Consider the following 12,454-nt stretch of genomic DNA (forward strand, 5'->3'; position numbering starts at 1 on the left):
CCCTTGGCTTACAGGGAATTCTCAAGGGCGAGCTTATGTGGTTAAAGGATCTGTTTCAGCCGGTCTTGAACCACTTCGACGAGAAGGTCGGGTTGAAACTTGGAGATGAAACGGTCACAACCGACTTTTTTCACCATTGCCTCATTGAAATTACCACTTAGTGAGGTGTTTAAAGCAATATGTAAATCTCGCATTCTTGGGTCATTGCGAATTTCATGGGTCAGTTTGTAGCCGTCCATTTCGGGCATTTCAGCATCGGTGAACATCATCAGCAGTTCATCGTTAAGGTTGATGCCTTTGTCACACCAACTTTTCAGCATATTCAATGCATGCAGGCCGTTATGCGCCTCAATAACCTCCAAGCCTAGCTGGGAAAGGGTTTCTCTTATTTGCCCGCGAGCTGTCGATGAGTCATCCACGATTAACACTTTACGACCATTGAAGTGGTTGAGCAGAGATTGATCCAGCACCTCTTGGGAGATTTGCGTGTCGTAATCAATGATTTCTGCCAGCACCTTCTCGACATCGATGATACTGACTAAGCGCTCTGCTTCGTCTTTTTTGATTTTGGTTATGGCCGTCAGGTAGTTGTTTTTTCCAACCTGGCTTGGCGGCGGCTGAATATCTTGCCAAGTCATATTCATGATGTTCATCACTTGGCCCACAAGGAAAGCCTGTACCGAACGGTTGTATTCGGTGATGATGATATTACTCTCTTCATCGCAATCACCATTTCGCATACCAATCGCCCTGCGTAAATCAATCACAGGAATAGAAGCGCCGCGAATATTAGCCACTCCGCTGATATTAGGGTGTGAGCCTGGTAGTTGGTTTAACCTTGGGCGTTTTACGACTTCTTTTATCTTGAACACATTAATGGCGAACAACTGAGAGGTGTGAAGCCGGAAGATGAGTAGTTCTAAGCGGTTTTCACCAACGAGGTTGGTTCGCTGGTCAACAGAGTCGAGTATATTGGTCATTAAATGTGCAAGAAGTCAGTAATATTAAATTTATCAATATATTATCTCAGTGTCATTGTCTTGTCTAAGTCAGAGTTATTGAAAGCAATAAAAAGCTAGAACAGATCCGACTTCATTAATTAATTTACGAAATAAATACCCGAAATGTTTCAAATCAAAGAATTTGATTCTGCGGGCAGATAATCTGGCCTAATAACTAAAAAAGATGATCGACTAAACCCAATATAAAATTACTGGTTATCATCCTGAGTGCTGTGCTGCTTCTCCCTATAAACAAGAAGTTAGCTATTTAAAGAGCCTATGAAACTCATAATAAAGGCACAGTGCCAGCAACAGAAAGAGGCAACTATGAGCAATGTCACGATAGACGGTCAGGTTCTGGCTACTGACGGTCAATTGTCAATTCTTGAACTCGCTCAACAGTTCGAGATTGAAATCCCATCTCTGTGTGGGCTTAATAAAAATGGTGAAAAAGTACCATGTGATTTGTGTGTGGTAGATATTGAAGGCCAAGGTATTCAGCGTGCATGTGAAGTGACTGCGACACCTGATATGGTGATCACGACGCAGAGCGAAGTACTATCTGAGCGCCGCCGCCAATCACTTAACCGTATTATGTCAGATCACTATGCAGACTGTGAGGCTCCTTGCCAAACCGCATGTCCTGCTGGTGTCGATATTCAGTCCTATCTGTACCATATTTCCCAAAACGACCATCAGAAAGCCGTCGAGGTGATCAAGCGCACCTTGCCGATGCCGCTGTCTATCGGTCGTGTTTGTCCTGCATTCTGTGAGACTGAGTGTCGTCGTGGCATTGTCGATGAGCCAATCGCAATCCGCCAACTGAAACGTCACGCTGCCGATATTGATCTTGAAGCGCAAGAGCAGTACGTACCACCGCGTAAAGCTGATAAGGGCAAGAATGTTGCCATTATTGGTAGTGGACCAGGTGGCTTGAGCTGTGGTTATTATCTCAGTAATGAGGGTTACAACGTCACAGTTTTTGAATCGATGCCAAAAGCGGGTGGTTGGCTGCGTTATGGTATTCCCGAGTATCGCCTACCAAAAGCGATTCTTGATAAAGAAATTGAGCTTATTTGCCGAAATGGTATGAAGGTAAAAACTAACACCAAACTAGGTAAAGACTTCTTGTTGTCTGAGCTTACTACACAGTATGACGCTGTTTGTTTGGCTGTAGGTGCATCCCAAGCGGTTGAAATGAACTACCCGGGTAGTGATCAAGACGGTTGCTACCTAGGTGTCGATTACCTTAAAGACTATGTAACGACACAAAACTACACCACGGGTAAGAAAGTCGCCGTTATTGGTGGTGGTAATACTGCGATTGACTGCGCGCGTACCGCGGTACGTGCTGGTGCAGATACCACCCTGATTTACCGTCGAACCCGTGATGAAATGCCAGCAGAAGACTACGAGATTGTTGAAGCTGAGCACGAAGGCGTGAAGTTCCATTTCCTGACCAACCCGGTTGAAAACATTGCTGATAGTAATGGTCGAGTCACGGAAATCAAACTCGAAAAAATGGCATTGGGTGAGCCGGATGCGTCAGGCCGCCGCCGCCCGGAAGCGACGGGTGAGTACTTTGTTGAGCATTTTGATACAGTAATTTCAGCAGTATCGCAAAAGCCGGATCTGTCTTTCCTTGACAATGACACCATTGAATTACCGGTTACTCGCTGGCTAACCCTTGAGTCAAACGACAGCACCATGCACTCCGGTGTGGAAAACATCTTCAGTATTGGTGACTTCCGTCGCGGTTCGGCGACGGCTATTGAAGCTGTTGCGGATGGCCGTGTAGCGGCAGAGGCGATTGACCGTTTCTTTAATGGCGATATGGAGCATATTCCTGTTAAGCCATATAACTCGCAGAAAGCGGCCAAGGTTAAAGATGTGGATCCTAAGCAGTTTGAAGGGATCCAGAAGGCCATGCGCTCGATCATGCCAGAGCTTACTAGCGAGCAACGCCAGCTGAACTTCGCTGAAGTTGAAACAGGCTTTGTGAACGAAGAAGCGATGCGTGAAGCCGCGCGCTGCCTGGAGTGTGGCTGCCAGGCCAATACCGACTGTAAGCTCCGTGATTTTGCGACTGAATATAAGGTCGACAAAGATGAGCTGGATATGTCTAGTTGCCAGAAGTTCGCCGTAGATGACAGCTCTGAATTTATTGTCTTCGATGCCAATCGCTGTATCAGTTGTGGCCAGTGTGTTGATACCTGTAACAACAAAGCTGTTCACGGTGTGCTGGGCTTCATGAAAGACGCTGAAGGCAATAGCGCCAAGCGTCCAGAGTGCCGTCCGGGCTTTGAAAACGGCTACAGCATGGGCGACTCAAACTGTGTTCAGTGTGGTGCTTGTGTACAGGTCTGTCCGACTGGCGCATTAACCGATGCCCGTGATAAGTCACAGGGCCGTATCGAAATGCTTAAGCCGGTCGATACCATTTGTACTTACTGTGGTGTGGGTTGTAAGGTCACCATGTATGTGGATGAGCTGACAGATAAGATCCGCTACGTTCAGGGTGCAAAAGACTCGCCAGTTAACCAGGGCATGCTTTGTGTTAAAGGTCGCTTTGGCTTTGACTTTATCCAAAGTGAAGAGCGTCTAAGCCAGCCGCTGATCCGTAAAGACGGTGAACTGCAGCCTGCTAGCTGGGAGGAAGCGATTTCACTGATTGCCGATAAATTCTCTTCAATCAAGAAAGAGTCGGGCGGTAATGCATTGGCTGGTTTCTCGTCAGCGAAAACCACTAATGAAGATAACTTCGCCTTCCAGAAGTTTATTCGCCGTGAGTTTGGTACTAACAATGTCGACCACTGTGCGCGTTTGTGTCACTCCACAACGGTGACTGGCCTAGAGGCTTCGCTCGGCAGTGGGGCAATGACCAATGATATTCCGAGTATTGCCCACTCTGATCTGATCTTCATTATCGGTTCGGATACGACTTCAGCTCACCCGATTATCGCCTCGCACATCAAGCAGGCGCTTCGTAAGGGCACTGCACGTTTGGTCGTTGCGGATCCTAAGAAGGTCGATATTGCCGATCACTCAGAGCTATACGTTGCGCATCGCCCGGGTACTGACGTGATGCTGCTAAACGGTATCATGCAGCAAATCATCAAGAACGGTTGGCAAGATCAAAGCTATATCGAACAGCGCGTTGAGGGTTATGAACACCTTAAAGCTGAAGTAATGAGTGACGCTTACGCGCCGGATAAAGTTGAACTGGTCACCGGTGTGAAACAAGCTGATTTGCTCAAGTTAGCGGAGGCGATTGGTACGGCCAAACGTACGGCGATTTACTATTCAATGGGTATTACCCAGCATACGACGGGTCACGATAACGTACGTTCGATTGCGAACCTACAGTTGTTATGCGGCAACATTGGTATTGAGGGTGGCGGTATCAACCCGCTTCGTGGTCAATCGAATGTTCAGGGTGCTTGTGACATGGGTGCGTTGCCTTGGGATTTCCCTGGCTATCAGAAGGTGACCAATAAAGAAGCACATGCCAAGTTTGCCAAAGCATGGGATCGCCCAGACTTGTCTGCTGAGCTTGGTTTGACCCTGACTGAGATTATCGATGCAGCCTGTAAGAAGGAAGTGCGCGGCTTGTATGTGATGGGTGAGAACCCTGTGTTGAGTGATCCAGACCAGAAACACGTATTGGAAGCTATCGAAAAGCTCGATTTCTTGGTCGTGCAGGATATTTTCATGACTGAGACAGCCCAGCTGGCGGATGTCGTGCTTCCTGCATACTCGTTCGCTGAGAAGGCTGGTCATTTTACCAATACCGAACGTCGTGTGCAGCGCTTAAACCCTGCTGTTAATGCGCCGGGGCAGGCAATGGAAGATTGGAAGATCATTCAGAATATTGCTAATGCGATGGGGAGTGACTGGGCTTATCAGTCGGTAGAAGAGATTACGGCAGAGATTAATGCGCTAACACCGCAATATGCTGGCATTACATGGGATCGAGTTGGTAAGGACGGTCTGCAGTGGCCGTGCCGTGATGAAAATCATCCAGGTACTCGAGTAATGCACCAAGAAAAATTCGTCCGTGGTGAAAAAGCAGAAATGGCTGCCATACCTTTCTTGTATGCAGCTGAGCTCCCGGATGAAGAGTATCCAATGGTACTGTCAACGGGCCGTTTGTTGGAGCAGTTCCATACCGGAACCATGACACGTAAAACCAAAGGCTTGGATAATCTTGCAGGTCCAAGGGTGATGATCTCTGTATTTGATGCAGAGCGGTTAGGTGTGTCAAACGGCGAAATGCTGACTTTATCAACCCGACGTGGTTCGATTAATGCGCCGGCATTTGTCACCAAGCGAATTCAGCCAAATGTTGTATTTGTGCCATTCCATTTTGTGGAATCAGCGGCAAACAAACTGACGGTTTCAGCCACAGACCCATACGCCAAGATCCCTGAATTCAAGGTTGCAGCGGTAAGGGTTGAGAAAGCGTTAGAGCTTGTCGAATAAGCCATTCACCACATAACATAATTGAAAAGCACTCATTTTTTTGAGTGCTTTTTTTTGCTTGTGAAAATCAAATGGTGATATATCTCACAAAAAATGCATGTGAGAGGAGTATCATATTCTTATCGGTTATGTTGATTCACTACATCCTTCTCTTGTAATAAGAGATCTTTTATAAACATTTCAAATCATTGCTACTCCCTACGAAATTGTAATCATACATTGCAAATTTTTAATATAAGAAAAATTTGTTTGGCATTATAATGCTATCAGTTTTTTTTATTCACGCATTTATTCACTCTTTGACCTGCCAGATTGAGCTTACAGCTCTATCCGATGGTGACTCTTTTTTGGATAAAAATGCGTAACACTTGGGGTAAGCATGAGTTACGGAGATACCAGCAATAATCAACTGTTCTCGCCTATGGAAATGATGGCGGAAGCGGAGAAGTTTGCTCTTAGCAAAGCAAAGAAGACCAGCAGCATGACGCTGGGATTAGCGATGATGGCTGGCGCATTTATCGGGTTGGCATTTGTATTTTATATCACTGTAACAACAGGTAGTGCGTCTGCTGGATGGGGCCTGAGCCGCTTAGTCGGTGGTATGGTTTTCAGTATGGGGTTGATTCTCATAGTGCTCTGTGGTGGTGAATTATTCACAAGCTCGGTACTTTCCAGTATTTCATGGGCAAACCGACAGATCACATTAAAGAAAATGTTATCGCTTTGGGGCAAGGTCTATATCGGTAACTTTTTCGGTGCCATGTTCATGCTTATGCTTATCACTGGTGGTGGTCTGTTTCTATTGAACCATGGTCAGTGGGGTCTTAATGCCCTTAACATTGCCCAACACAAGCTTCATCATACCCCTATTCAGGCATTTACCTTGGGCGTGCTGTGTAATTTACTGGTTTGTTTAGCTATTTGGATGACTTTCAGTTCAGCAAACGCATTAACCAAAGCCGTGTTGATGATATTGCCCGTTTCCATGTTCGTCTCAAGTGGTTTTGAGCACTCCGTAGCCAATATGTTTATGGTGCCGCTTGGTATTGTTATTCAACACTTCGCGCCTGAGCAATTCTGGCAAATGGTAGGGGCGGATCCGCAACAGTACAGTGATCTGAATATCAATAACTTTCTGTTTGCGAATCTGATACCTGTTACCCTCGGCAACATTGTGGGTGGGGCAGTATTGGTCGGGCTAGCTAATTGGTGTATTTTCCGTCGTCCTCAACTCAAAGCGACCAACGTAACATCAATTTCCCAAAGTGTAGAACTCTCAATTGCCAAGGAGGTGGACATGCTCTCACATGTAACGGTAAAGGACCTGGTTGATTTACATCCACTTACATTATCGGCTGATCTATCGGTGCCGAAAGCCGTAGATTTAATGACAGATCAACAGTTATCAGGAGCTCCTGTCTGTGATGTCAATGGGCACTTGATTGGATTCTTATCAATGTTCGATGTTATGAAAGAGCTCTGGTACAAGGATTATCAACCAGCCAAAGAAACTAAAGTAGTCGATTTGATGAGTAGCGATGTGGTTGCTGTAGATATCAATGATCGTCTGGTCGATTTGATTGAATACTTGTGTATTGATAAAGACTTGCTTTACCCAAGCTCTGACATGGGGATAGCAACCAGCGTGACGTCCTTATCACTAGAGGAGCGCGTAAAAGCATTGAAAGCCAGTAAGCCCCGTGTTCTACCTGTGCTGCAAGATGGTCAATTTGTCGGTGTGATTACACGCGATGGTCTAATGGCAGAATTACGCAAGGTATACCATGATGTCGCATTGGCTGAAGTGAAAAAGCTTGAGATCGCATAAATCTATACACTAGATGTGTGAAATTTATGATTGATAAAACACCCAGTTTTACTGGGTGTTTTTTTATATCCGTCACAAAATGAAGCGTCACATAACTGCAAGATTAAATTCCATATTTAATGCTAAATGTTTTTAATTAACGAAATTGAACTCTAAGATTTCAACAAAGCGGGGCGGTAAGTTAGATGTAACCAATGAAACTTGGCCTGTTGACACTATTTCTTACACTTTTAATGTTTTGTTACGTGATTTTAACAAGTCAACAGTAAACTCATATTTGGTAGATACTTAGGGTGTTACAAAATGTAAATTAATGAAAGTTAAGGTTAAATGCTATGTGCTACAAAGCGTCAGGGTGTATGCATTTTGATCGTAAAGTGGGAAAATGCACGTATTAGCTTAAAGTACATTGAAAGGACGCAATTCTAACTTTCTCAAAGAGGTGTCTATGAAGTTCGGTTTGATTTTTTTGTTGTCTGCCGTTGCTGGTGTTCTATCTGGTGAGCATTTTCACTCTTTTCTAGTCGGTTTTGGCGTTGCCTCGGTGGCTGTCGGCGCGGGCTATTGGCTTGCGTTTCGTTGTTCTACGCGATATCCACAACTTGCTTTGCTGATGCTTCTCATGGGGCTGATGGCAAAAATAGGTGTCACGATTGCTGGTGTGATGTGGGGGCTGGAATCGGATCTTATTAACTCTCCATTTGTATTCTCATTATCGTACCTATTCTTCTCTGTCGTAGTGACATATATGTACGCCAAATGGCGAGAATTTCAGATGTCACGTACGGCTGTAACGCTGACTGCTAAAACTGCCTAAATCAATACGTAAAGAAAAACGGGCCTCGGGCCCGTTTTTTTGTGTCTGGGAGTAGCGTTTAAGGGATGCTAGGATTAGCTTTCGCGAGGGGGAGGCGGCATAGAATCACTCAGGAGCTATTTTTTGGGGGTTCTACAGAGTAGAGAAATAACTTTACTATGCCGCCATGTACCTATTGGGTACAAAGATATTTTTACGCTAAAATAGGAAACCTAAAACAGAAGAAACAATAAAAATAGGTTCCTCTTTTATGAGTGGTCAACGTCTAAAAGTCCAATTCCAACGTCTGTACAATCACTTCTCGGGTCAAGATGCCGATACCAACCTTCAGGACATTGCTGAAGTATTGTTTTGTACGCGTCGAAACGTGCGTATGGTCATTAATAAGATGGTCGACAAGGGGTGGATCGATTGGAAGCCGGCTGTTGGTCGTGGTAAGCAATCAAGGTTGACCTTTTGTAGTACCGACAATGAATTGCAACTCATGCATGCAAGAAAGTTGGTGGCAGAAGGAAAGCTGGAACCCGCGCTAGAGGCCCTAGAGCACAATGCTGACAAACTTGCCCAGATCATCCAAGAGCAGTTAGGCCATACCACTGCACACGGTAAACAGATCGTGCGGCTGCCATACTACCGCGCCTTCAGTAATCTTAACCCGCTGCAACCGCTGCGTCGCTCCGAGCAACATTTGGTGCGCCAGGTCTTTAATGGCCTTACAAGAATAAACGAGGAAAAAGAGGAAGTAGAAGGCGATTTAGCCCATCATTGGGAGGCATTAACACCCCGCCATTGGCGCTTTTACATCAGGCCCTCAGTTCGCTTCCACGATGGCCGCATATTAAGCAGCGACGATATTATCGCTACGTTCCATCAGGTTAAACAGCATCGCTTGTTTAATCATATTAAAGATATCCAAGCGCCATTCACCCATACCATTGATTTCTTTTTAGCTGAAGATGATCACCGCTTTCCAGATCTGCTCACCAACTTGATTGCGATGATTCAGCCTGCAGATGCCGATATGAATAACCCAAATGTGTTGTTCCCGATTGGTACTGGCCCTTATAAAGTGATCCAGAATGACAGTAAGCGTTTCAAGCTGGAAGCGTCTGATCAGTATTTTGGCTTTAGGGCACTGATTGACATCGTCGATATCTGGATGCTGTCTGAAGTGGCGTCGTGTTATCTGCAACCTGCCACTGATGCCAGCCAGCTAGGTGGGGTAAGTGTATCCACTCGATTGAAACTCGATGAGGGGTGCAACTTCCTTTTATTTAACCGTAATAGTGGACTACCTGCCGATCCTGAGTGGTTAAAATACCTAAAAGGGCGTTTAACGGCACTGCAGTTGTTACAGCGGTTGAATAAAGATCAAATCGGCGATTTCCGCCTGACGAATGCTTATGGGATCTTGCCAGGATGGACGCATGTTCCTCTGCATTCGGAACCGGTTCAGTCTCCGCCTTCTAAGCGTATTGTGACGATTGCTTTTGCATGTCAGCACCCTGTCTACCCTCATGTCGCCAAAGCCATCCAAGAGATCCTGGCTGAGGACGGTATCAAATTACGTATGATTGAGCTAACGACCACAGAGATAGCGTTGGGAAAACATAGCCAGAAAATTGATTTTTGGTTGGGTGGGATGAGCCTGATGAACTACCGAGATGACGCTCTACTATCTTGGTTTTTTAACTTTGACCATATTGCCAGAGCCATGCCAAAAGAGGAGTTTCAACTTCTAGAGCAGGAAGTTATGAAGTGGCGGGCTAATCCTGATCAACCTTCTCCTTGCCAAGATCTCGGTGCTAAACTCGTCGAGTTTGGTCAAGTCATGCCACTGTTCCATAACTGGTTGGGTGTAGATGACACTGGAGCAGTGCAGGGTATGCAGTCTAATTCTATGGGCTGGTTTGATTTCAAGTCAGTCTGGATGAAACCTGACCATGAAGAAAGTGCCTTTTAGTGAGGTGTTTTTCATCCAATTGAATCTTCATATATCTAACACTTTTCATTCATAGTTCTGACATCCGTACTGATTACAAAATAGCAATACCTTATCACTTCTGTTACAGCAATGGAGTGGCACGGTATCGTTATTACTAGCATGGAGAGTCACAATGTTTGAGTTTGATCCGAATGATATTGAGCTTAACGACAGCGAACTGTGGGACGAAAATCAGGATGAGATAGAATTTGACGACTGGTTTGAGTCTGAAGATCTAGACGATGATTACGAGTAGCCCTAATTAACAAACAGAGAACAGGCCGGTGTCTGTTCCCTGTTTAAACGCTACGTAAATCATTTTTCTAGGTTTGATTAACCGTGGCTTTTAACGTTTCATTTTGGTCACTAAACCATTGATTGATTGGCCGCCAAACCACATCAAACATCGATTTATACCATGGTGCTTCTTCAACCGCTCCTTTCGACAAGAGGGGTTGCTCGGCGATGATTTCATCTTGTATGTACCAGACTACTTTGCCGACTTCCTGGCCCTGGGCAATGGGTGCTTCAAGGTTGTCGTAGTGGATGCTGTATTCCACATTCTTTCTCTGTCTACGAGGAATGGTAACCTTGCCACCCGATGCAACTTCTACCTCTACCGTTGACGGACTACCGTACCAAACACGTAGGGGCATGAGTTGATCTTGGCTGAAGTTTGGTTCGATATCTTGATAGAAGCGGAAACCCCAGGTTAGAAGCTTCTTGCTTTCAGTACGTCGCGCGTTGGCACTGTCTGTACCGAGTACAACCGCGATCAAGCGTTGGCCATTTTGCTCTGCTGAAGAGACAAGACTATAACCGGCTTGCTTGGTGTAACCGGTTTTGACGCCATCGACATTGATAGTCGTATCCCACAGTAGGGCATTTCGATTACCTTGCTTTATTTTGCCAAAGGTAAAAGACTTTTCTTTGAACAGTAAGTACATGTCAGGCAAATCAGTAATTAATGCTTTGGTTAGCAATGCCATATCATAGGCTGTCGTTTGCTGTTCAGAGGAATCAAGTCCATGCGGGTTAGTAAAGTAGGTGTCCTGCATACCTACTTTTTCCGCGTACTTGTTCATCATTTCAATGAATGCAGATTGATGGCCAGCCACATGTTCGGCGAGAGCAACAGTGGCATCATTACCTGATGAGATAATGACGCCCCGGTTGAGATCATCGACGGTGACCTGATCGCCTACATTGAGGAACATTTTTGATGAGCCGGGGAATTTCTTGCCCCATGCATTTTCACTGACGACGACCATATCATTTGCAGCAATATGACCCGTTCGAATTTCTTGACCAACCACATAACTGGTCATGATTTTAACTAAGCTGGCAGGGGCATGTGGTGCATTGATGTTCTCGCCGGCGATAACCTGGCCGGTATCGTAACTCATCAATATCCAAGACTGGGCGGCAACTTCAGGTGGAGAGGGAAGATAATCGGCATAACTGTGAGAGGCGACTATTAATGAAAAGGCACTCAATGCCAGTCTGCGGCAAGCTTTCGCTATGGAAGGAAGTGTCATTGGATAAACCCCGTTTCTGCTGCATAGTTGCACTTTTCAGCATAGTAAAAATCTACAGATACGAACTATTTTGATTCATTCCATACGAGGTTTTTATGTAATGTCTCATCGCTGAGACTTCGTAATTCTGTTTTACACCAACACATTAGAGTGTAAATCTCAGTGAGAGGCTCTGATTACTGAACCCAACGATAAGTTTTGGTGGTTTATTGACTGCATAAAATGCACATGGTCATTGATTAGGTGCTGACTTTCTTCTTGCCATGATGATTTGGCTTGTTGCTGACAGAATTCCAGCATGCTGATGATCTGTAACTCGAGTTTCTTAATACACCAACGTTTAACTGCTTCATCTTGCTCAGGTGCAATCGCGAGTGTTTGAATTTTACTGTAGCAAAACTGTTTGTATCGAAAAGCAAGATTGCTATCACCAGATTGTTGGTAGAAGTGCTCCAATCGCTGGCAGAGTTCAACCCAATATGCAATGGCTTCGTTTTGGCTGTCGGTAATGACGGGGCCAAACATGACTTGTGGCGCATCATTGAGTAGCTGGATTGCTGGGTGAATACCATTTATCGAGTTCAAATCTAATTTGCTGACTTTTTCCAGCCAACCATCAATGCTGTGATTCTTCTCAAGGTCGGTATTTTCAAGGTCACAGTTCTCAAAATCGTCGCTTTCAAGGTCAGCCATGTGATTGCGTCCTATTTTTTCTTCAAGACATCACTATCACTTTAGTAAAAAAGACGTAATGCACGAGTGGTGGCAAGGAAGTGCGATGGATTACATGCAAAATAATACTGA

General features: G+C 45.2%; 8 protein-coding genes. 5 read left to right on the forward strand and 3 right to left on the reverse strand.

Going from position 1 to position 12,454, the window contains the following annotated elements:
• Window positions 1-41: 41 nt before the first annotated feature.
• Complete coding sequence (locus R2X38_RS00330; RefSeq protein WP_317519987.1) at window positions 42-980, reverse strand: chemotaxis protein CheV; 939 nt, start codon at window positions 978-980, stop codon at window positions 42-44.
• Between the two features lie 348 nt (window positions 981-1,328).
• Between R2X38_RS00330 and fdhF the strand changes: the two genes are divergently transcribed.
• The 5 genes from fdhF (at window position 1,329) to R2X38_RS00355 (ending at window position 10,368) form a co-directional block, all read left to right on the forward strand.
• Window positions 1,329-5,483: a formate dehydrogenase subunit alpha gene (fdhF, locus tag R2X38_RS00335; protein WP_317520877.1), complete on the forward strand. Its 4,155-nt coding sequence runs from the start codon at window positions 1,329-1,331 to the stop codon at window positions 5,481-5,483.
• 379 nt (window positions 5,484-5,862) lie between these two features.
• Window positions 5,863-7,311: a formate transporter FocA gene (gene focA / locus R2X38_RS00340; protein WP_317519989.1), complete on the forward strand. Its 1,449-nt coding sequence runs from the start codon at window positions 5,863-5,865 to the stop codon at window positions 7,309-7,311.
• A 448-nt stretch (window positions 7,312-7,759) separates the two neighbouring features.
• Window positions 7,760-8,128 carry an NADH:ubiquinone oxidoreductase gene (locus R2X38_RS00345; RefSeq protein ID WP_317519990.1) on the forward strand — a complete coding sequence of 123 codons (369 nt, stop codon included), beginning with the start codon at window positions 7,760-7,762 and terminating at the stop codon, window positions 8,126-8,128.
• A 250-nt stretch (window positions 8,129-8,378) separates the two neighbouring features.
• A complete protein-coding gene (gene sgrR / locus R2X38_RS00350; protein WP_317519992.1) occupies window positions 8,379-10,091 on the forward strand; it encodes an HTH-type transcriptional regulator SgrR in 1,713 nt (570 codons plus the stop codon).
• Between the two features lie 154 nt (window positions 10,092-10,245).
• Entirely contained in the window at window positions 10,246-10,368 is a 123-nt protein-coding gene (locus R2X38_RS00355) for a hypothetical protein (RefSeq protein ID WP_317519993.1), read from the forward strand.
• A gap of 67 nt (window positions 10,369-10,435) precedes the next feature.
• On the opposite strand, the gene R2X38_RS00360 is transcribed toward R2X38_RS00355, so the two are convergent.
• Both R2X38_RS00360 and R2X38_RS00365 read right to left on the reverse strand, forming a co-directional pair.
• Window positions 10,436-11,650 (reverse strand): D-alanyl-D-alanine carboxypeptidase family protein, encoded by a 1,215-nt coding sequence (locus R2X38_RS00360; RefSeq protein ID WP_317519995.1) that lies wholly within the window; start codon window positions 11,648-11,650, stop codon window positions 10,436-10,438.
• Between the two features lie 159 nt (window positions 11,651-11,809).
• Window positions 11,810-12,343 carry a hypothetical protein gene (locus tag R2X38_RS00365; RefSeq protein ID WP_317519996.1) on the reverse strand — a complete coding sequence of 178 codons (534 nt, stop codon included), beginning with the start codon at window positions 12,341-12,343 and terminating at the stop codon, window positions 11,810-11,812.
• Between the last annotated feature and the right edge of the window lie 111 nt (window positions 12,344-12,454).

The organism is Photobacterium rosenbergii, from assembly GCF_033022775.1.
Classification (GTDB): domain Bacteria; phylum Pseudomonadota; class Gammaproteobacteria; order Enterobacterales; family Vibrionaceae; genus Photobacterium; species Photobacterium rosenbergii_A.